The sequence below is a fragment of the Larkinella fluvii genome (genome assembly GCF_051857545.1).
Lineage (GTDB): Bacteria > Bacteroidota > Bacteroidia > Cytophagales > Spirosomataceae > Larkinella.
Genome location: NZ_JBPZHB010000001.1, coordinates 539,999 through 562,136 on the forward strand (window position 1 = coordinate 539,999; position 22,138 = coordinate 562,136).

Here is a 22,138-nt window from a genome sequence, read left to right on the forward strand (position 1 = left end):
CAATGGTCTCACCAACCGGGTTTCAAACCCGGTTGGTACGTGCCATTAAAAGTGGGTGGTCTGCAGTGATTAAGCCGGTTTACTGCCGCCAGGTAATAACCTTTTGTAAAATGGCAGCTTTTTCTTATCGGAATCTTGTTCGTAGTAACCACCGGCACCATATCCGTAGCCGTAGCCATATCCGTAGCCATATCCGTAACCCGTTCCTTCGTTGATCGAATTCAGAATCAGGCTCAACTTCCGGAAGCGTTGTTCCTTGTACATGACGTCCACCATTTTCAAGTGTTGCTTGGGCGTAACATCATGGCGAACAACATACATGGTGGCATCGGTTTTATCGGCCAGAATCTGGGCATCCGTAACTAGGCCAACGGGGGGCGAATCCACGATAATATACTGGAAGCGTTCGCGAAGTTGGTGGAACAAATCATCGACTTTGTCACTTACCAGCAACTCCGCCGGGTTAGGCGGAATGGGGCCGCTGGTCAGGATGAAATAGTTTTGCATGCCGGGTACGGGTTGCAGAATTTCATCCAGGGTTACCTGACCCACGAGGAAGTTGCTGATCCCGACGGTGTTGGGCATGTCCAGCATGGAATGCAGTTTCGGACGGCGTAAGTCCATTTCCAGAATAACCGTCGGACGGTCGATGAGGGCCAGACTGGCACCGAGGTTCAGCGAGATGAACGATTTTCCTTCCCCACTGATGCTGGACGTAAACAGAATCGCTAGGCTTTCGTTGTTGGATCTTAGGAATTGCAAATTGGTTCGCAAGGCCCGGATTTGCTCCGCCACAATCGATCGGCTGCTGGAGGTAACCACCAGCGGGAATTTATGCTTGGCATAGGCTATTTCACCGACAATGGGCGCGCTCGTCAGTTCTTCGATGTCCGAACGCTTGCCAATCCGATTGTTCAGCATGTCGCGGGTGGCAAAAGCACCAATCGGGATCAATAGGCCTAGTGCTCCGAACAAAAGAAATACAAGCGGTTTTTTAGGCTTGATAGGCTTGCTGCCACTCCGGGCGATGTCGATGGTTCGGCTGTCGGCAATGGCCGACGCATAGGAAAGTGCGGTTTCTTCGCGTTTGGCCAGCAGGTAGGTATAGAGGTTGTTCTTGATGGCCTGTTGGCGCGTGATGTCGAGCAGCGCCCGTTCTTTGCGCGGCACCGACCGGATCATGGATTCAAACTTGCGATTGTGAGCCATCAATTTCTGGCGGGTGCCCGTCATGATGTTCTTCATCGTCTGGATGTTATCGCTGATGTTCGATTTGGTGGTCCGGATCTGCTCATCCAGTGAACGCAGAAGAGGGTTATTTTCCGAGGTAGTTTTCACCAGCGTTTCGCGTTGCAACTCCAGTTCCGATACTTTCGCAATCAGACCCAGCAGGGTAGGATCGCTCAGTCCGAGGGTCGAAGGGGCAGCACCCCGCTCACCCGTTTTGCTGCGAACGTATTTTTCGACGTCTTCCAAGGCACCCAACTGAATGTTAACCTGGCTCAACTGCGCGTCGTTCTGCTGCACATTCTGCAGAAAGATCTGCGATTCGGTGCTGATATCCGTAATACCCTCCGCCGATTTGTAACTTTCTACATCCCGTTCCACGGTTGCCAATTCTCCGGAGATGAGTTTCAACCGTTCTTCGATGAAATCCAGCGTATTGGCCGCCACCAGGTTTTTATCTTTCAGAGCGGCATCATTGTACTCTTCAACAATTTTGTCAAGGATATTGCGCCCTTTTTCCGGTACCGCCGTTTCCATGCTCAAAATCAGAACCGTTGACTGCTTGCTGGTAGCTTCTACTTTCAGATCTTCAACAAACTTTTGAATGACTTCCTGTTTGGGAGCGACGTGAACAATAACGGGTTCTTTGTCGAGCTTGGCACCCACTTTTGGGAAAATCCGGATCCGGCCAAAATCGGTGTTCAGGCTTTGGTTAACCGCATATTTCTTTTCACCAATTTTAACCGTGGCAGGACCCACAAACTCCACTTTAAAGCCATCTTCGTACAGCAGTGGTTTGGGTTGTTCGACCACCAGACGGAATGGAGAGTCTTTGTAAATTTCCCGCTCGCCAACCGGCGTGTCGTGGAAATAGGAAACATCCAGCGCCAGCGCGTCGTTTACCTTCTCCATGATCGTGTAAGACTTCAGAATTTCGATTTCGTTCTCCACCACTTTTGAATCTGTGAAAAGATCCATCTCTTTCATGATGTTGTCGGCCGAAATCCCTTTCTTCTCGTCCTTGATCAAAATGCTGCTTTGTACCTTGTAGATCGGAACCTGGTATTGCAGGTACGCATACCCGATGGCCAGCGCGACGACGAGCGAAAGCAAAAACCATTTCCAGTTTTTCAGATACCGGAAGATGATCAGCCGAAGGTCAGGTTCTTTTTCCTCCTGCTGGTGGTAAACATACGGAGTTGTGATCATAACGTTGTTGAGTAATTAGGTATTATCGTTTGGCAGTTGACCCAAATCGGGCTGGCTGCTCGGGGTATGCGTTACTTTTTACCGGCGGATGATCACTGCGATCAGGGATAGCGCGCCGATGATGGATGGCAGAATGGTGTAAAAGCGATCGGCATAGGCCAGACGGGCTTTCCCCGGTTCTACGTAAATGACATCGTTCGGATGCAAATAGTAAAAAGGCGACTTGAACAGATCACGTTGATTCATATTGACCCGGCCAAATTCCCGTTTTCCGTTGGTTTCCCGAATCACCATGACATTGTCCCGGCGGCCGTAGATGGTAATATCACCGGCGAGGCTCAAGGCTTCCGTCAGGGTCATTTGCTCATTCGGAACGCTGAACATCGACGGTCGGGTTACTTCACCCAGCACCGATACTTTAAAATTCAGAAACCGGACGGCCACCGTGGGTTCTTTGAGGTAATTCTTCAGCTTCTCCTGAATCAATTCCTGCGCACCGGCGGAGGTGAGTCCCAGTACTTTTATTTTACCCACCAGCGGCAGTTGCACCTGTCCCTGGGTGTCAACCAGATAGCCCACCACCGCCGTGACCGGAACCTGGCCGTTCACCGTTTGGAAGTTTGAAACCCGCTCAGCACCGGCGTACGGATTGAAAAAACTGCTGGCTTCGGGGTTCAGGCTGTTGACGTTGATGCCTAATAAATCATTGGGTTGAATGGTGGGGATATATTTGTTGGTGATTTCTTCAGCCACTGCCGTGCTGTCAGCTACCGGGCTTTGAAAATAGGTGATCTGTTTTTGTGAGATGCAGGACGAGAAAGCAATGATCATGAAACAGAGTGCCAGAGAATTCCAATTCTTCATACGTTGTGATTTTCGATCAATAAATTAAGTACTTACTGTATTTGTCGAGTTGTCCGACAGAAAAGACCCTAAACCGATATGCAATTGCTGCCAAATACCCCGCTACAGCTTGCTTTGTGCAGAAAACCAGGGAGAACAGCAGAAATAATTTCGCATATTTTTTATCTCTTTATCCATAAAATACCTACCGTATCCTAAATTTTTGACGGATGAATTTAGGAAATGCAAAAATATTTTCTCATTTTTCGACATCGAATTAGTTATCAGACTTCCTGATGGTTTTTTACCAGGTCATTGGTCGTACGATTACGCTCCGATATTTTTTGAAACATGAATTTATTTTTGCAGTTACTTAGTTAAATCAACCTGTTTTAATCTCTATCTCTTGTTCCTATTGCCATGCGTAAGTATGAATTGACCGACTCACAGTGGGAGAAATTAAAGGACATGATGCCCTCCAACAATCGTCCCGGTCGTCCGTGGCGGTCTCATCGCCAATCCATTAATGGGATCCTTTGGATTTTGAATTCCGGTGCGCCCTGGCGCGATCTGCCCGAACGATACGGCTCCTGGAAAACCATCTATGATCGCTTTCGTCGCTGGCAGCGTGACGGGACGCTCGCAAAGATTCTGACTCTTTTGCAATTGAGCTTTCCCGCTATTACTGCCGCAGAGAGTTATACGCCGATTACCTCGGAACAGAACCTTTCAACCGTTAGTTAGTCAGGCACATTGTGCCTGCTCACCAATCATGTCGAAGGTTACCGTACTTCTCTAAAGACGGAAACAAACAGTGATTTTTGAGTATTTCAACAGCCGTTGAAATAGAGGTATGATTGACAGAGAGTAGTAACTTCAGGGTATGAAGTCGGCAATTGATTTACTGGGTACTCAGGAGGCAGACTAAAACCTCTTTATGGATTATTCGGTATTTCTACACTGTGCAAAAGAGAATTATCAGTCACAATTCTGAACCATTCTCGACGCTTGTCTTTAACGAACAATTATTCAAATATAATGAGAATTGTTATAAAGCAAGAGTTTTACACGTAAAATAAATGTTAAATAGGATTTTTATTATTTAACCACTATATAATTAAAGAATTGCTGGTCTGGAATACTGTTAATTAGCAGACAAACAAATCGATAATTTTGTAGTTAAATGGTTACAAAATTTGTGCCAGCATTATTTTAGTCTAGTGGATTGTTAGGATAGTTCAATAAAAAAGTCGGATCTGAACAGATGTCCGCAGATCCGACTTTTACGATTGAAAACAAGAAAAGACTAAACTAATATTGTACGGGTACTCAGGCAATAATTTGCTTGGAAAGCAAGTCGAGATACATGTCCGTGCCCAGCACTTCTTCAGGGGTCTCGATGGTGCCAACCTGAAGCAAAAAGTCACGGAGGTCGGTTGAAATTTCGTAAGTGACGTACAACCGGCGGTCAAACAGGATGGGTGAATCTTCTAAATCGCAGATAGAATACCGCTCCTGATTGAAGGCGACCCGCTTTTTGGGTCGCGGCCTGGGTGGCTGATACGAATCGGCCTGTTGTTCCAATTCGTGCTGATCGAGGAATTTATGAATGTAATTCCATCCTTCCCACTGTTCCGGATACCTGGTCAAGTACTGCCAGAAAGAATCGTAGAGGTGTTGAAGGCTCAATCGACAGTACGTTTCGCGGTCACAATCAGCTTCCGGAACAATAGGATCGAGAAATGATAATACGTTGTTCAGATTTTTTTCCCGGTAACTGATCACCGGAACAATGGGCGTCTTGGTCACATAAGACAGGAATCCAACCCCTTTGCGGGCCCACACATTTTTGGCTCCAAAGCGCACCTGAACTTCTTTATCTTCCTGACGGTTCAGCCCAGTCGTACTGGTAACGCCGTCGATAAAGATGACCAGGGAGGTTCCTGCCCGCAATTCACGGATGACCTGCAGCGTCGATGACGTCTGTTCAGCGTCCAGAATTTGGAACGAGTTGGTTAAATTGTGCTTTTTCTGAAGACCTTTGATGGTGGCCCAGATGTCTTTACCCTGTTCCTGATAAGTGCCCCTGCTGACCAGGAGGGCCACATCAATGCCGTTTCGATACAAATACGTGGTCAGCAGGCGGTAAGAACCCAGGTGGAAAGTGCAGTATATATTCGGTTGTTGGCTGTTTACCAGTTTCCGAATCGGCCCTTTCGTTTGAACCAGGTCATTGGCGGTCAAAAATTGCTGATCGAAGGTGGTGTAAACCTGTTGAAGTAACAATTTCTGAAAAAGGTCTTCGTGCTTTTCTATCGGAATCTCAGGCAGAATGTTCTGGACACTGGCCGAGAACGTAGTAAATTTGAAGAGATACCCTTTTTCTTTCCGGAGATCCAGGGATTCGAACTGTTGACGACAACGATCCAATTCCCGCTGATATTGATGCACGAAGTTGCTCATGGTAAAGTAAGATTAAGAAAGAGCCAGTTGATCCGTCGCGTTTGGTTGCAGACCGTGGAAGGAAGGCCACCAGTTGCAGCAAACTTCACCATCTTTGTCGGCCTTACCGGCTAAAAGGATGCGGTCGCTGGTTTCATTTTTGGCGATTACGTTCAGGTTGGTAGTAGCAGAATTCAATAATTGCTTAGCTGAGTTGATAACAAAGTTCTTTTTCATGGCGATAGATGCTGTTAGAGTGATTAAATTGTCAGTCATCAATCGGTCTGTTTTGCCCGGGATTATTTGGCCGATTGACTGATACAAAAGTACCGGGTCGGCATAGGCAAAAGAATGGCAACTTTTGGCTAAAATATTATGCGGCTTTAGTAACTAGTTACTATTTATTGTTAGTAATTTAGCACAGTTCAAGAAGTGAGAACATGATTGGGGTAGCAATGACCGAAGTACCGCTAAATCTGAAGTATATAAGAAGACCCTTCAAGAGTCTCAGTATTCTGCTATTGGCTGTATTTACGTTCGAAGCCTTCAACTGGCTCTTTGCGTTTGAAAAGAAATTAGTGAAAGTGGAAGAATACGGCGGTTTACTAGGGTATCTCTGGATTTTCCTGCGTGGCGGAATCCTGCCGGAAATTTCAACCCTGGTCATCCTGCTGATGCTGTTGAATATTTACCACGAAGCCTGCCGAATTAAAAAGATCGAACTGACCCCCCGAAACATACTCAACTACGAGGTAAAAATTTTACCCGTCATGCTGGTCGCTTTTTTCCTGTTTAACCCGGTGACGCAAACCGTGCGTTATCTGTTGGTGAACTTCCCTAATTATGACCTCGAATTGTACCTGGGTAATTACATCCAGGGTACATATAGCCTAAAATATTATTCCTTTTACCTGATTCCGGTTTTGATCATGGGCTATGGTGCCGTCAACGGGTCGCTGCTGGTCGATATTCTCGAACAACGCCGACAACGGAAACGCAGCAGCGAAGCGTCCGACCCCTTTCAGTCGCTCGTTCCCCAGCCTGGTACTTTCCTGACGCATCTGAAAGGCAAAAACAATTTTGGCGAAACCATCTTGGCCGTTCAGGATTGCTTCTGGTTTGAAACCGAAGACCGCTACTACTACGCCATTCACCCCACCGGCCGGTTCTCCATTACCAAAACCATGAACGAACTGGAAGCGGAACTGAACCCCGAACTGTTTTTCCGAACCAAACGGAATTGCATTATCAACCTCAGCTTCGTTGCCAGTTATGCGTATTGGGAGAATGGTAAATACAGCATTCGCATGCAAACCCCCAATAACGACGAAACCGACATGCCGCGAGCCCGGCTGCAGGATTTTAAAAACCGTCTGGTACGTTTCTCCGCCCAGGAGGTCGAATACCTCCCTCCAAAGAGCGAAATTATCTAGTAAACTTTACAGAACACAGGAAAGTCCGGATTTTATCGTTCTTACTCGCCACGGCGCATTTTTAAAGGTACTCTTTTACGGAAATTCCGTAACGAGCCAGATTCCGGCAACTCCCCAACTCCAGCTTCTGCGCGATATTGGTTTTATGATTCGCCAGCGTTCGGTAACTGATGTGTAGCTGATCCGCAATTTCATGACCGGTTGTCCCCTGCGCCACCAACCGAAGGATTTCAAGCTCCCGGCCCGTCAGGCGGCCCAGTTGCTCTTTCGTCTCATCGGTCATGACGTTCATCCCGTAGTTTTTTAGCAAAAGTAAAAAACCGGGGCTATAATAATATCCACCCGTACTGATAGTCTGAAAACACTTATAGAGTTCGTCCAATCCGTCATTCGCGTATAAAAAACCGTAGAACCCCTGCTGCATGGCATTGGCAACCAGTTTTAAATCCGGTTTGCTGGTATACAGAATGAATTTGGTTTTATGGTTATTCGTCCGGGCCTGCTGAACGATATCTACACTACGCCGTCCGGAAATTTCTGATTCCAAAATGACGCATTGCGGTTGCTTGACCCGAATCTGCTGAAGTGTATCCTCCATTTCGATGGCTTTCCCAACCACATTGTACCCCTGCTGCTTGAGTACCTGGCAAAGTACCTCACAATTGAATAGTTCAGCCTGGGCTACTAGGATAGAAAAGTCCTTTCGCTTCAATGAAAACGAAGAAGAAGACGATTCTGGTTTTGAATTAGTGTTGTTCATGGTAAAGCGATAGTAGCCTGCGTTTGAAGCTACAATTTAATTAGCCGAATTGATTCATTGGGTCAATCGAAATCAATACTTTTTTGTGTGAAATGACCAAAATAGAGAACCGGCCTTTCCACCTCTTCGTAGTCATTGATGCAATTCGTAAACGCGCGGGAATCGACAGAGAGAATCAAACGCTAGATACGGTAAATTTGGTTATTTCACGCGAAAAAGTAGTTATTCCGTACGAAATGACTTTTTTGATCGAAATTGATGACGTAGTTTTCACTTGTAATTCACACGAAAACAAGGATTGAACTACTAATATCAATAACAATGCGGAACGTTAAGAATTTAACTGGACAACAAGTGGAGCAACTCCGTCAGACGATTCGTGAGAGCCAAAACAACGTTTTGAAGAAACGTTGCCAGTGTGTACTGTATAGCTACTACGGCCTGACGGTTAGCGAATTGATGGATATGTTCGCGGTAGATCGTCGCAGCATCTACAATTGGATGAATCGCTGGCAGGAAGACGGTGTTCAGGGCTTAATGGACAAACCCGGCCGCGGTTTAAAACCAAAATTGAATCCCGACGATCAGCAGCATGTTGAAAAAGTGATTCAGGCCATGATGACGTTTCCGAAAGAACCCCGTCAGGCTCTGCAACAAATCAATCACCAACTGCCGAAGCCTGTTAGTCAGGATACTCTTCGTCGCTTTGTAAAGAAAATATCGAGAATAGACAGCATGGCTGCCTGAATATCATTGCTATAAAGTGAACAGTTGGTAAAGGCTCCTCCAGGTCTGTTGCCAACTGTTCACATATGTTACGATATAACGGTTCCCAATAGTCGACCGATCTCGATATCTACTTTTTTGTAGTGCATGTATTCTACCATCAGTCGGTCGCTTTCTGCCGGGTCGGTTGCCTGAACGATCTGTTGTTTGATGTCGCGCATCCGTTGCTCGGCCACCAGCTTCTTCAATCGTAAAATATTGGAGAAAGCGGCATCGGCTAATTTATCCACTTCTGTCGGAACGTAAATTTCGTGTTTGAGCCAGTTTTCACTGAGCTGATGCCGAAACGTAACCAGACCAATAACCTGGTGCTGGTATTCCTGGTTCTGATGTTTCAGAAAATAGTCGGCCGTTCGGATTTCATTGGCCACAAATCCCTCCCGAATTTCCCGCAGCATTTCGTTAAAAACCGGCGTCACAAATTCCATATCTCCCAATTCACTCAGCATGTAATGGCAAACCGATATATCGGGTTCCAGTTCATGAGCGCCATAATTGACCAGTAGCCGAACGCATTCTTCTTCCTGGTAGGAGAGGGAAGAGCGGGTTTTGGGATTCAGCGGATCAACAGCCCGTCGCTCGACCGAAGGAGCTTCCACCGAAAAATCGTTCAGAATCTCCGTCAGTTCTTCGGGCATGGATGCCGGGCCGGCGGTTCTGCCGGGCGACGTCGCTTTGTCCTGCTGTTGCTTCAGTTGCTGTTTCTGCTGGCTAAGCACCATCCGGTTACTTTCCGAAATCAGCGTCTGCTCATCGACCTGGAGCTGGCGGGCGGTTTTCTGAAAAAACACCTGCCGCTTGATCGGATCCGGTATTTTGGAAATGCTCTGGATTACTTCCGAAATGATCTCCGCCCGCTTGAACGGATTATCCCCCGCGTCTTTCAGGAGAATGTCGGTCTTGAACGTAATGAAATCGTTGGAGTGCTGGCTGAGGTATTTTTTAAAGGTTTCAGCCCCTACTTTCCGAACGTAGCTGTCCGGGTCGTCGCCGTCGGGAAACGTCGCCACGCTCACGTTCAGGCCCTCTTCCAGCACCATATCCAGCCCGCGCAGGGCGGCTTTGATACCCGCGGCATCGCCGTCATACAGAATAGTCACATTTTGGGTAAACCGGCTGATCAGTCGAATCTGCTCGATGGTTAGCGACGTACCCGACGAAGCCACCACATTTTTGATCCCCGCCTGGTGCAATGACAGTACATCCGTATAACCCTCCGTTAGGTAACAAATGTCTTCCTGCCGAATGGCATTCTTAGCCTGAAAAATACCGTACAGAACCTGGCTTTTGTGGTAAACTTCCGTCTCAGGCGAGTTGATGTACTTCGGCTGGTTTTTATCCGTCTTCAGAATTCGCGCCCCAAATGCAATCACCCGACCGGCGACGTTGTGGATCGGAAAGATCACCCGCCCCCGAAACCGGTCATACGTTTTGCCGCCTTCTTTCGATAACACCAGGCCCGCTTTTTCGAGCAGTTCCGCGCGATAGCCCCGGCGGGTGGCTTCCTGGAGCAGCGCGTCCCACTGGTCGGAACTATAGCCCAGTTCGAACGATTGAACGGTATTGTCCAGAAACCCCCGCTCGCGGAAATAACTCAGACCAATGCTCTGGCCCTCGTCCGACTTCAATAAGTGCGAATGGTAAAAGTCTTTGGCAAAATTCAGGACAATGAACAGGCTCTCCCACTCATTTTGCCGAATCAGCTCATCGGGCGTCAGTTGTTCTTCGGCGACTTCGATGCCGTATTTTTTGGCCAGATGCCGCAGGGCTTCCGGATAACCGATGTTTTCAATGTCCATCACAAACCGCACCGGATCACCCGCTTTGCCGCAGCCGAAGCATTTGTAGATCTGACGTACGGGCGAAACGTTGAACGACGGCGTCTTTTCGTTGTGAAACGGGCAGCAGGCAATCCAGTTCTGGCCCCGCTTTTTGAGCGAGACATAGTCACTAACCACGTCGATAATATCCGCGGTCTGACGGATTCGGTCGATGGTTTCCTCAGGAATACGCATAACTCAAAGGTACGTAACTCCACCCGGTTTTGGCAACGTTTTTGCTAATATGAGTTGTCGGGAAGCCCCCCCGATCTCCTCCCTTTTTACCTTCAACCGCTTACGGCTATGCCTCTGAAATGGATAAATCTAATGATGTTAAATTTGATTCGACAAGCAAGTCAAATTCTTATTGGTGTTTTTCTGCTGATTACCGTGACCAATTGTACGAAAAGCACGCAGGATGATCCGGTAAGTCCGCAGTCCAAAACCGCAAACCAGTACAGCGCGGAAGTGGCCTTGCGATGGTCGGGGATGAGCCTGTACCTGCTCCGAAATACAGCGGGGTTCACTCCGCCGGTAGCTTCCCGGGCGTTGGGCTACGGTGGATTAGCCCTCTACGAAGCCCTTGTACCCGGTTTACCAACACATCGATCGCTGGCAGGACAACTCACCGGTCTGACGCGTTTGCCACAGGCAGACCCCAAAGCCGCATATGACTGGGCGGTTTCGGCCAACGCTGCGGAGGCTCAGATCCTGCGGAATCTCTTCGCCAATACCAGTGATGCGAACAAAGCGAAAATCGATTCGCTGGAGATTCTGACGCTGACGGAATTGAAAACCGAAACCGGCAGCAGTGAGGTCGTGGATCGCTCGGTGACCTTTGGTCGGCAAATCGCCGACGCGATTTTTGAATGGTCGAAAACTGACGGTGGACACGAAGGCTACAACCGCAATTTCCCCGCCGATTTCAAGGTGCCGCTCTTCAACGGTTCGTGGCAGACTACGGAGAACGGGCGGAAGATTCCGATGCAACCCTACTGGGGCAACAACCGGACGTTTGTGGCCGCGAATGCGAACCTGCCCATGCCGAAACCGCTCCCGATTTCGGCGGACGTCAAATCACAGTATTTTGCGCAGTACCTGGAAGTGTATACCAAAAACAAATCCCTGACGCAGACGGAGAAAGAAATTTCAATCTGGTGGGCGGACGATCCAAGCGAAACCTTTACGCCCCCCGGTCATTCGTATAACCTGGCGCGCATTGCCATTCAGACTGCCAAAACCGATCTGGGGAAAGCCGCCGAAACGCTCGCCCGCACCGGCCTTGCCGTGGCTGATGCCTTTACGGTTTGCTGGAAGTGCAAGTATCGGTTCAACAATGAGCGGCCCTACACGTTCGTTCGCCGGGCCATCGATCCGGCCTGGATTCCGTTCTGGCCCGCTCCGCCTTTTCCGGGCTACACCTCCGGACATGCCACGCAATCGGCGGCTGCGGCCACGGTTCTGGGTGGTATCTACGGGGATTCGTTTTCATTTACGGATGACTCACACGTCAGCCGCGTTCGGGACCTGAAGCGCAACACGGATTTTAAAGCGCGGAGTTTTACCTCATTTTGGCAAGCCGCTGAGGAGTCGGCCTACTCGCGTTATCTGGGCGGTATTCACACCCGGCAGGACAACGAAACCGGTTTGACGACCGGAAAGGAAATTGGAAAAAATGTAAACAGCCTACGTTGGAAAAAATAAAGGAATTAAGAGTTAAGAATTAAGAGTTAAGAGTTAAGAGTTGGCTGACGCATCTGTTTCAAGCTTGCGTCAGCCAACTCTTAATTCTCAACTCTTAACTCTTAATTCTTAACTCAATAAGCCCGTACGCCTTTGCCTTCCATAAAATTGACGAAGGCTTTGTTAACGACTTTGTTGCCGCCCGGCGTCGGGTAATTTCCGGTGAAGTACCAGTCACCGGAGTGGTTGGCACACGCCTTGCGGAGGTTTTCGACGGTTTGGAAAATAACCGCTACATCGGCCTTCAGATCCTTCGGGGTCACAATTTCGGCGACTTTATCAGAAATCTGATCGTGCGTAAACGGATCGTATAAGGCTTTGACGTAGTTTACGTTGGATGCGTTTCCGGATTCGATGGCGGCTACACACTGCGCGTATACCTCATCGACCCGGTTTTCCAGACCGCTTTCTTTCAGCAGTTGCAAGGTGGCCCGGAAAGCCACAAACTCCTTCATTTTCGACATGTCGATGCCGTAGCAATCGGGGAATCGAATCTGGGGAGCCGACGAAACAATGATGATTTTCTTGGGACCGAGCCGGTCTAGCATTTTCAGAATGCTCTTTTCAAGCGTCGTTCCCCGAACGATGGAGTCGTCGATAACCACCACATTGTCAACGCCTTTTCGAATCACTTCGAAGGTCGTGTCATACACATGCGCCACCATCTCGTCCCGTTGGGAGTCGTCGGTGATGAACGTCCGGAGTTTGACATCTTTCGACACGAGCTTCTCGATCCGGGGGCGGAACGAGAGCAGCCGGTCGAGATCCTGTTCAAACAGAATACCGTCCATGATGGCTTTCTTGCGCTGTTTGGCCAGGTATTCCTCCAAGCCTTCGACCATGCCGAAGAATGACGTTTCGGCGGTGTTGGGAATGTACGAGAAAACCGTATTCTCCAGATCGTAATCGATTTCCTGCAAAATCTGGGGAATCAACAGTTTTCCGAGCATTTTACGCTCGTTATAAATATCGGGATCAGAAGCGCGGGAGAAATAAATTCGCTCGAAGCTACACGACCGTTTTTCGATGGGCTTGATGAATTCGTACTCGTCGTATTCGCCATACTTGTCGATGATCAGCGCGTGTCCGGGCTTCACCTCCTGAATCTGGTTGTACTCGACGTTGAAAGCGGTTTTGATGGCCGGTTTTTCGGAAGCTACCACCACCACTTCGTCATCGGCATAATAATACGCCGGACGAATACCGGCCGGATCGCGGGCAACAAACGCAGCGCCGAAACCCGTCATACCAACCATCGAATACCCGCCGTCGAAATCCCGGCAGGAGCGGTGCAACACCCGTTGCAGGTCCATGTTATCCTCGATGATGTCCGACAGGTCAGGATTTTCGTAAATGCCTTTGAACCGATCGAACACGCGCTGGTTTTCTTCGTCCAGAAAGTGCCCGATTTTTTCCATCACCGTCACCGTATCAACCTCATCTTTCGGGTGTTGACCCAACGAAACCAGTTTGTCGAAGAGTTCTTCGACGTTGGTCATGTTGAAATTGCCGGCCATCACGAGGTTGCGACTGCGCCAGTTGTTCTGGCGGAGCATCGGGTGACAGTTCTCAATTTCGTTCGCTCCGTGTGTCCCGTATCGCAGGTGACCCATCCACACTTCACCCGTAAACGCAAGGTTTTCCTGAAGCCAGCGGGCATCGCGGGCTTTCTCCTTGTTGTTTTTCAGTGCTTTGCGGAATTTTTTGTTGATCTTCTGGAAGATGTCAGCGACCGGCTGGCTGGCTACCGAGCGGTAGCGGCTGATGTAGCGGTGGCCGGGCGGCACGTCAATTTTGATGTTGGCAACCCCGGCGCCATCTTGGCCCCGGTTTACCTGTTTTTCCATCAGCAGGTACAGTTTATTGATGCCGTATAAATGAGTGCCGTACTTATCGATATAATATTGGTACGGCTTGCGGAGCCTTATCAGGGCAATACCGCACTCGTGCTTTATGGCGTCGCTCATGCCTGGTGTTTTAGGTTGTTATGAAGGTAACTTCCGAAGGTTGCTTTTCGTTCAGATGAAGTTAAGGCAAAGTTACGAAAAGGACAAAGCGGATTCTCTACCGTTAACAAGACTTTTTTCTTGCGAGGTTCGTGGGCCGGTCGAAAGTTCTAAAATAAGCGTGTGAAAAAAATAGCCTATTAGTCGTACCTGGTATCCAATTGACAATTTGTATGCCTGAAACTTTCCCCACGAAATTGCTTCATACCGGCTGGATTGCTTTGGTAATGGATTAGTTGGGAGCGATTTTTCCGATCTCTTCGTACAGCGCCCGGAAGCAATTAGATGCCGTATTGCCGGACTCATCCGTCTTCTTACGGCCGTAATATTCATCCAAAAACGAACCGGCGTCCGACCAGACGGTTTGAATCATGCCGTGAAACCGGTCTTTCATTGCTTTGGTCGCCGTTGCCCGGAACTTGACCATATCCTGTGCCTGCAAAACCGCATTTTTCGGCATTCGCCACGGACAGGTCATCACCTTCAGGCCCTTCATAGCAAAATAAACCGGCGTCTGATCCGGACGCTCGTAGTGCCAGTCGCAGATCAGCACATCTTTCGGAATCAGATCAATGGCGCGGTGGGTGTTGTTCATGCTGGCTTCCCACATGCCCAGACCGGTGGTTTTTCCGTCCAGCAGCCGGTCACCCCAAATCCACAACGTCCGTCCGTTTTGTGCCAGGTGATCCCGGATGGTTTTCACCTCACCGGCAAACAGCTCGGCTTTATCGCGTCCCGAACAGCGCGGACACTTATCGTCGCCGATGTAAAACACTTCATCCATGCCCGCATGAAAGGCGTCAGCTTCAAAAACGTCACAAATCTCATCCACCAGCTCAAAAACCACTTTATGAACCTCCGGGTGCAGCGGGCAGTAACTCTTGCAATACAGACCGTCGGCGTTTGGCCACTGGTATTTCTCCGGCATGTTGACGTGGGGCGTTTCGTCGAATTGGGGATAAACCCGCAGCAGATTGGTGGTTTTGGCCGCCCACGACTGATGGCCCAGCAGGTTGATTTGCGGAATGAGCCGGATGTGGTGTTTCTGACAGGCGTTCACCATCCGTTTCACTTCCCGTCGCGACAACGCCACGCTATCGCGCAATTCGGGATGGCTTTTGAATTCGTAGTTAAAATCGACCCGCAGAATCAGCGTGTTCACCTGTCGGGGAGCCAGTTCTTTTTCGATAAACTGCACAAACTCATCCACGCGGCTGGGTTGGGGAGCGCCAATGCAAAAACCACGAACGGGCAGCAGGCTGTCGACCGGAATCTGGGCCATGGACCACTGATAGAACAGCAGGAAACAGACCAGTAAACCGTGTTTGAGGGAAGAGATTTTCATAGCATGTGGAATAAAAGGTTGAAGCGGGCATCCGATTTTTCCGTTACAAACCGCCGATCCAGCGCAAAATCCAGTCGGGTTTGAAAAATAGCATCAGCACGGGAACCGTGAGAACGGTGGCTAAAATTAGTTGCGGACGACTGATGTGAATGTCTGACAAATTGACCGTGGAAGCGGGACGGAAATACAGTAAAAACGGAATGCGGAGGTAGTAAAAAAGGGAAATGACGGCGTTCAGCAAACCGATGGCAAAAAGGGCCAGCACCCACGGATTTGCGTTCGTCTGATAGGCTTCCAGTAGTGCCGAAAAGACCAGGAATTTGGCAGTGAACCCCACCGTTGGCGGCAAACCGGTCAGGGCAATCATAACAGTCGTGAGGGCCGCGCTGAGAAGCGGCTGGCGGGCACCTAAGCCACTGAAATCCTGAATGGTTAGACTGCCGTTATTAGCCTGCGCCAACAGGTCGATGAGCAGAAAAGCCGCCAGGTTGATGAACACATAGGTGGCCACGTAAAAGGTGGCGGCTTCGAAACCCGTTTCGTTGAAAGCCACGACGCCCACCAGCAAAAAACCGGCGTGGGCAATGGACGAATACGCCAGCAGCCGTTTGGCGTCGGTTTGCCAGAGTGCCGAGAGGTTGCCGAGGGTAATGCTGGCCAGTGCAATAACCGCCATCGGTGTCTGGAAATTAGCCGGTAAGGCCGTCAGGACGCGCATCAACACCAGCAACGCAGCCGCCTTGGGAGCCACCGAAAAGAAAGCGACAACGGGCGTTGGAGCAGCTTCGTAGACATCGGGCGTCCAGACGTGGAAAGGCACAAGCGACAGTTTAAACAGAATACCGCCCAGCGTCAGAAAACCGGCTACATAAATGACAAATGAATCGTTTTGAGCCAGTTGTTCGACCGATTCAGACAAGGCCAGGGTTCCGGTCAAGCCGTAGAGCAACGACATGCCATACAGCATGATGGCTGAACTGACGGCTCCGAAAAGCAGGTATTTCAAACTGCCTTCCGACGCTTTGCGGCTGGCCGAAAGCCCCGTCAACAGGTATGAACTGATGGAAACGAGTTCGATGCTGAGGTAAATCGTTAGCAGGTTGACCGACATCGTCATCAGATACAGGCCGAGGAGCAGGGCCAGCAGAATGGGAAGCCAGTCGAGGGGCAGGGGATTGGGTGTTTTAACAACCGTCCAGGCGTGAAGAATGGCGAAAAAAGCCGCCAGCGTCACCACCAGCTTATAAAAAACCGCCTGGTTGTCGAGCAGCAGAACGGAATTAAAAAGAAAGCCTTTTTGCTGTGATTCCTGCCCGATTACGAACGCTCCGGCCACGGTCACCGCCAGCAGCGCAAGACCGTAAAGAACAGAACGGTTTTTGGAAAGAGCTTGCGCCTGAACGGAATCCTGACCCGATGATGGGCGCTTTGAACGGGTGAGCAATACCAAATCGGTTACGACGAGAATCGCAATGGCAAAGACCAGCGCCAGTTCCGGCCAGAAACCGGATAAGCTCCGTATACTATCATTCAGTTGATCAATGAGTTGCAAAGCGCAGACAAATAGGCAGATTTTGATGGCGGTAAAGGTACAAAAAAAGCGTACTGGTTTTGGGGTTGGTTCGTTATCTTGTCGCAAGGAATGCCATGCCGGTTTTCAACCAACCATTTAAACGGAACTCTTCCCATGAAAAGAATGCTGATTTTGGGCCTGTTTGTCGCCGGCCTGACCACCGTTGCCAGTGCGCAGGGTGTTTTTTTGACCGATGTCAACGGGCAGGTGCTCAGAGCCAGTAAATACGTAGATGTGCAGGGGTCGCCGTATCTGAACGAAGCCTGGAAAGAAGGGGCGGTAATGACGGCCGGGAACAAGTCGTATCCGAACCTGAAAGTACGTTATGACGTTTTTGCGGGCGAACTGGAGTATCTGCAAAATAACCAGACGTACCGGTTAAGCCCGTCGGCGATCAAGGAATTTCGGATTATGGATAACGACGCGCTGCTCTTTCGGAACGGGTTTTCCGCCGTGAACAACAACACTCCGGCTACATTTTACCAGGTGCTGGTCGATGGCCCGACGAAGCTACTGAAGCATACGAAAGTGAATATTGTCGAAAATAAGCCGTTCAACTCGGCAACGGTGACGAAGGAGTTTCAGAAGCAGGATCTGTATTTTATTGCCAAACCGGACGGCACGATGCAGCGCATTCAGAAAAACAAGAAGTCGGTGCTGGCAGCGTTGACCGACCAGAAAGACCGCGTCGAAAAACTGATCAAAGCGCAGGACCTGAACCTGAGCGAAGAAAACAACCTGATTACGCTGCTGGAAAGTTATAATGCGAAATAGAGGAGAGAGGTGAGACAAGAGAAGTGAGATTTACAGTACCCGTCTCGCTTCTCTTGTCTCACCTCTCTCTTCTATTTCTCAAATAACGCCTTCTTGTTTGGCGCGTTCTTCGTAGCCGTGTAGCTGAACCGGTTTTTGTTTCTTGCGCAGGCGCATGTTGAGGAATTCGACCAGCAGCGAGAACGCAATGGCAAAGTAGAGGTATCCTTTCGGAACGGCACCGATTTCGGCCTCAAAGAAAACAAACTCGGCCAGGTGGGCTCCCTCGGCAATGAGCATGAATCCGATCATGATGAGGAAGGCCAGGCCCAGCATTTGAATACTCGGGTGTTCATTGACGAATTTGCCGACAGGGCCCGCAAAAAACATCATGATCAGCACGGAAAGGACGACGGCAATAATCATAACCGTCACATTCTGAGTTAGTCCCACCGCCGTCAGAATGGAGTCGATTGAAAAAACGACGTTGATGATCGCAATTTGCGCCACTACGCCGGAGATGCTGGCCTTAACCGGGGAACCTGCGGTTTCTTCCTCCTCATTCGAACTTCCCTCCAGTTTATGATGAATCTCCGAAGTGGCTTTATACAATAGAAAAAGCCCCCCAATGATCAGAATGACGCTTTGTCCCGTAAAAGCAGCGCTTAACCAACGGCTTTCGTAATGCATAAACGGTTTGCTGAGCGAAATCAGTACCGAAATACCGAACAGGAGCGCGACCCGGAAAATCATGGCCAGCAGCAGGCCGATGTTGCGGGCTTTGGGCTGGTCGGCCGGAGCGAGTTTGTTGGCGGCAATGGAAATAAAAATGATGTTATCGATCCCTAATACAATTTCCAGAAATGTCAGCGTCAGCAGACTAACAATGTTTTCGGCGGAGAACAATTGATCCATTCGTAGGCAGTTTGATCGTTGGAGAATGGCCCCAAATTACCCGCTTTACGGCAGTTAGGCAACATTTCCATCAAAATTGGCCCTGAAAAAGGCAAAAGGTTTGCAAGTAACAGACACACGCAACTGCCGCGATTTGGTCGGGAAAATAGAAACCGGACCGTGAAGAATTCTGCTCATCTGTTTTGAGGTAGAATGAGCCCGGAATTTACGGCGTTACGGTTTTAATTGTCGGACAGTTATCCGGAGGATATTCAACGTTGTATGATGCTGTTGAGGTATCCGGTATTTTCTTCTAAAATTTGATTTAATTAGTTGTTTTTCTGATAGTTATAGTGTTGTTTGGGGTGCATTTTTCCGAAAATGGGATAAAAAATAGACTCGACTGGTTACAAGACATTTATTTTCATATGTATAGACAAGCAAAAAAAGATTGGTAAATTATTTCTGCCACCATATAATAAATTTGCAATTTGTATTTTGTAAGATAAAATTTGATTAACGTAGATTTGTAGTGAATAAAATGTGTATTTTGGTTACTATAGAGTAAAATTGCCTTGTTTTTGGCTGAAAACGTCTCTTTATCATTAAAATATCTGTCTGTTTAATGACGGAAAAATCGGTTCTCAAGGCGCATTGGGGGGTAAGAGTAAATACTTAAGTATTTATAATGAGCCGGAAAACTTTTTTTGAGTTAATATTGTAAAAAAAATGGCGAAAACCATTTTTCGGATAATTCTGAAGAAGAAGGAAGTTATGAAATTTCAAAGACTTCCTCCGTATGAATGGCGTCCTGATGCATACAACCTCCTCAATACGAACTTCATACTAAACACGTTATAAACCGTCCTTTGGGATGACGGGTCCGAATTTCACTTTTTTCGTTTCAAAGCCGGTTGCTCATGAAGTCATCGAATATGTATAGTTATCCTATGTATCCTCAGGGCGAGATTAACTCCTCGGACGGACAGGGAACATTGAAGGACTATCTGAAACACTGGAAGTGGTTTTTGATTTCGCTGATCACACTCATCGTGGCCGGTTTCGTTTATATCTGGTTTACTGAACCCATCTACCGGGTTCAGGCGAGTTTGCTGGTGAAAGACGAGCCGCCGAAGAGTGGGGTCTCGGGCGACGGCATCCTGAAAGACCTGACGACTTATAGCCCCGGAAAAGTCATCGAAAACGAAATTGAAATCCTGAAGTCGAGTTCGTTGATGAAGAAGGTAGTCGACTCGCTGGGGTTGAACATCCGCTATTTTCGCAGCACGCCCTTCGGCAAACGGGAAATTTATGAAGAAGCCCCAATCCGGATTGTCCTGACCGATCCAACGCCCAATCTCTACCGGGCTGATCTGGAAATTGGTATCATCAGCCCGACTACGGTGCGGCTCAACGATTGGGTCTATCCGGCCAACCAGATCATCAACACGCCTTTTGGGCGGTTACAAATCTTTATCAAGCAGCCCGTGGTCTACACCAACGAACCACTGGTGGTGCAGGTCATGTCGCAGGCCCAGACCATTCGCTATTACCAGAGTAAACTCACCGTTGCGCCCAGCGGCAAAGAGTCGACGGTGTTGGTGCTGACCATCGAGGATGCCGTTTCGACCAAAGGGGAGGCCATTCTCAATCAGATGATTGCCAATTACAGTTCGGCTTCTACCACCGAAAAAAACCGGGCTGTAGCCAATACCCTTAGCTTTATTCAGACGCGCCTGAAGCTCGTTTCTGCGGAATTGGCCACGCTGGAGAAGTCGATCGAAACCTATAAAGCGGTGAATGGTATTTCGGGCATCGGCTCGGGAGCCCAGTCGCTGCTGAGCAGTTTGCAGAGCAACGACGCGCAACTCAACCGGGTTGCCATTCAACTCAGTACGCTGGGCGATGTGGAAAGATACGTTCGCAGCAAAGGCGAAAACCGGGGTGGGCTGCCGACAACGCTGAAATTCAGCGATCCCACCTTAACCGCTTTGATTGGTAAATTGACGGAACTCGAAACACAGCGGACGGTGCTGCTTCGGAATTCGCCGGAACCAAGTCCGGTATTGCGTTCGCTCGACGACCAGATTCTTGCCACCCGGGCCAGCATCAGCGAAACGCTGGCCACGCTCCGCGGCATCCTGACCAATACGCGCAGCCAGTTGCTGGCAGCCAACAAACGGCTTGAAGCCCGGATTGGCGTTATACCGGGGAAAGAGCGGGCGCTGATGAACATCACCCGGCAGCAGGCCATCAAGAACAACCTGTATAACTATTTGCTTCAGAAACAGGAAGAAACCGCCCTCTCGTTTGCTTCCGTCGCATCCAATAGTCAGGTGATTGATGCTGCCAGCGGGAGTCTTGAACCGGTAAAACCCATCAAGTGGCTGATTCTGTTGCTGTTCGGAACTGTCGGGCTGCTCATTCCCATCGTTGTGATCCGGATCAAACGGTTTTTTAACGAGCGGGTTTCCGGGCGCGCTGAAATCAATCAGGCCACCAAGGCCCCCGTGATTGGGGAGATTGCCTACGTCAGACACGAATTTCCGGTGGTGGTAAACGGCCGGAAACGCTCGGTGGCAGCCGAACAGATTCGGGCCCTGCGGACGAATCTCCAGTTTTTGCGCGAAAACCCGAACGATAGCCAGGTGTTGCTGTTTACGTCCAGCCTGAGCGGAGAAGGCAAGTCGTTCCTGTCGCTCAACGTGGCCGTGAGCATGGCGCTGGTGGGTCGTCCAACGCTGATTATGGATATGGATTTGCGCCGGCCCAAATTGCACAAGGCGCTGAACATGCTCAATTTTCGCGGCAGCAGCAGCTACCTGACGGGCGAGGCCACGCTGGACGAAGTGCTGCAGCAGGTACCCGGATTCGATAATCTGTTCATTATTTCCTGCGGCCCCATTCCGCTCAACCCATCTGAATTGCTCAGCGGCCCGCGTCTGCGTGAGCTGATTGAAGAAGCCCGTACGCGGTTTGACAACATCATCATCGATTCTCCGCCAATCGGTCTGGTGACCGATGCGCAGTTGATCGGGCCGTTTGTGGATGTGACGCTTTATGCCATACGCCATAATATTACCAACCGGAGTTATCTCAAACTGGTGGATTTGCTGTATCAGGAGAAGCGGTTTCCTAAACTGAATGTTGTGCTGAATTCCGTCAAAAATAAATACTCGTACGATTACCGGTATTACTACTACCGGAAGTCGGGCAATGACAAGCCCAATCTGTTGCGAAAATATTTGCTGCACTGAAACGGAAGCTCGTCCGCTTTGATACAATGGACGGGTGGATGAACGAT

Annotated in this window: 16 protein-coding genes; 6 read left to right on the forward strand and 10 right to left on the reverse strand. The window is 49.2% G+C overall.

What is annotated here, in order from left to right; translation table 11 throughout:
• Positions 1 to 69: 69 nt before the first annotated feature.
• Both ACS5NO_RS02290 and ACS5NO_RS02295 read right to left on the reverse strand, forming a co-directional pair.
• On the reverse strand, positions 70 to 2,436 hold the full coding sequence (locus ACS5NO_RS02290; protein WP_439413648.1) for a GumC family protein: 2,367 nt from the start codon (positions 2,434 to 2,436) through the stop codon (positions 70 to 72).
• A gap of 78 nt (positions 2,437 to 2,514) precedes the next feature.
• Positions 2,515 to 3,300, reverse strand: coding sequence for a polysaccharide biosynthesis/export family protein (locus tag ACS5NO_RS02295; protein WP_439413649.1), 786 nt, complete (start codon positions 3,298 to 3,300; stop codon positions 2,515 to 2,517).
• Positions 3,301 to 3,699: 399 nt separating this feature from the next.
• Between ACS5NO_RS02295 and ACS5NO_RS02300 the strand changes: the two genes are divergently transcribed.
• On the forward strand, positions 3,700 to 4,023 hold the full coding sequence (locus ACS5NO_RS02300) for a transposase (RefSeq protein WP_114406861.1): 324 nt from the start codon (positions 3,700 to 3,702) through the stop codon (positions 4,021 to 4,023).
• Between the two features lie 585 nt (positions 4,024 to 4,608).
• Here ACS5NO_RS02300 and ACS5NO_RS02305 read toward each other — a convergent pair.
• Positions 4,609 to 5,742, reverse strand: a complete 1,134-nt coding sequence (locus ACS5NO_RS02305; protein WP_439413650.1) for a lysophospholipid acyltransferase family protein — start codon at positions 5,740 to 5,742, stop codon at positions 4,609 to 4,611.
• 12 nt (positions 5,743 to 5,754) lie between these two features.
• The gene (locus tag ACS5NO_RS02310; RefSeq protein WP_133299844.1) at positions 5,755 to 5,958 is read right to left on the reverse strand and encodes a hypothetical protein; all 204 of its coding nucleotides are present in this window, start codon (positions 5,956 to 5,958) and stop codon (positions 5,755 to 5,757) included.
• 284 nt (positions 5,959 to 6,242) lie between these two features.
• Between ACS5NO_RS02310 and ACS5NO_RS02315 the strand changes: the two genes are divergently transcribed.
• The gene (locus ACS5NO_RS02315) at positions 6,243 to 7,154 is read left to right on the forward strand and encodes a LytTR family DNA-binding domain-containing protein (RefSeq protein ID WP_439413651.1); all 912 of its coding nucleotides are present in this window, start codon (positions 6,243 to 6,245) and stop codon (positions 7,152 to 7,154) included.
• A gap of 61 nt (positions 7,155 to 7,215) precedes the next feature.
• Here the strand turns inward: ACS5NO_RS02315 and ACS5NO_RS02320 are convergent, their stop codons facing one another.
• Positions 7,216 to 7,914, reverse strand: a complete 699-nt coding sequence (locus ACS5NO_RS02320) for a helix-turn-helix transcriptional regulator (protein ID WP_114406865.1) — start codon at positions 7,912 to 7,914, stop codon at positions 7,216 to 7,218.
• 321 nt (positions 7,915 to 8,235) lie between these two features.
• Here ACS5NO_RS02320 and ACS5NO_RS02325 point away from each other — a divergent pair, with 321 nt between their 5' ends.
• A complete protein-coding gene (locus ACS5NO_RS02325) occupies positions 8,236 to 8,661 on the forward strand; it encodes a helix-turn-helix domain-containing protein (RefSeq protein WP_138995136.1) in 426 nt (141 codons plus the stop codon).
• Between the two features lie 68 nt (positions 8,662 to 8,729).
• Here ACS5NO_RS02325 and dnaG read toward each other — a convergent pair whose 3' ends face one another.
• Entirely contained in the window at positions 8,730 to 10,715 is a 1,986-nt protein-coding gene (dnaG, locus tag ACS5NO_RS02330) for a DNA primase (RefSeq protein ID WP_439413652.1), read from the reverse strand.
• Positions 10,716 to 10,850: 135 nt separating this feature from the next.
• Here dnaG and ACS5NO_RS02335 point away from each other — a divergent pair, with 135 nt between their 5' ends.
• Positions 10,851 to 12,224: a vanadium-dependent haloperoxidase gene (locus ACS5NO_RS02335; RefSeq protein WP_439413972.1), complete on the forward strand. Its 1,374-nt coding sequence runs from the start codon at positions 10,851 to 10,853 to the stop codon at positions 12,222 to 12,224.
• A 113-nt stretch (positions 12,225 to 12,337) separates the two neighbouring features.
• Here ACS5NO_RS02335 and ACS5NO_RS02340 read toward each other — a convergent pair whose 3' ends face one another.
• From ACS5NO_RS02340 to ACS5NO_RS02350, 3 genes are all read right to left on the reverse strand, one after another.
• Entirely contained in the window at positions 12,338 to 14,230 is a 1,893-nt protein-coding gene (locus ACS5NO_RS02340; RefSeq protein WP_150876776.1) for an amidophosphoribosyltransferase, read from the reverse strand.
• Positions 14,231 to 14,501: 271 nt separating this feature from the next.
• Positions 14,502 to 15,614: a family 20 glycosylhydrolase gene (locus ACS5NO_RS02345; protein WP_439413653.1), complete on the reverse strand. Its 1,113-nt coding sequence runs from the start codon at positions 15,612 to 15,614 to the stop codon at positions 14,502 to 14,504.
• Positions 15,615 to 15,657: 43 nt separating this feature from the next.
• Positions 15,658 to 17,166 carry an NADH-quinone oxidoreductase subunit N gene (locus ACS5NO_RS02350; RefSeq protein WP_439413654.1) on the reverse strand — a complete coding sequence of 503 codons (1,509 nt, stop codon included), beginning with the start codon at positions 17,164 to 17,166 and terminating at the stop codon, positions 15,658 to 15,660.
• A 135-nt stretch (positions 17,167 to 17,301) separates the two neighbouring features.
• Here ACS5NO_RS02350 and ACS5NO_RS02355 point away from each other — a divergent pair, with 135 nt between their 5' ends.
• Positions 17,302 to 17,961, forward strand: a complete 660-nt coding sequence (locus ACS5NO_RS02355; protein ID WP_439413655.1) for a hypothetical protein — start codon at positions 17,302 to 17,304, stop codon at positions 17,959 to 17,961.
• A 78-nt stretch (positions 17,962 to 18,039) separates the two neighbouring features.
• On the opposite strand, the gene ACS5NO_RS02360 is transcribed toward ACS5NO_RS02355, so the two are convergent.
• Complete coding sequence (locus ACS5NO_RS02360) at positions 18,040 to 18,855, reverse strand: TerC family protein (protein WP_439413656.1); 816 nt, start codon at positions 18,853 to 18,855, stop codon at positions 18,040 to 18,042.
• 899 nt (positions 18,856 to 19,754) lie between these two features.
• Here ACS5NO_RS02360 and ACS5NO_RS02365 point away from each other — a divergent pair.
• On the forward strand, positions 19,755 to 22,091 hold the full coding sequence (locus tag ACS5NO_RS02365) for a GumC family protein (protein ID WP_439413657.1): 2,337 nt from the start codon (positions 19,755 to 19,757) through the stop codon (positions 22,089 to 22,091).
• Positions 22,092 to 22,138: the final 47 nt, after the last annotated feature.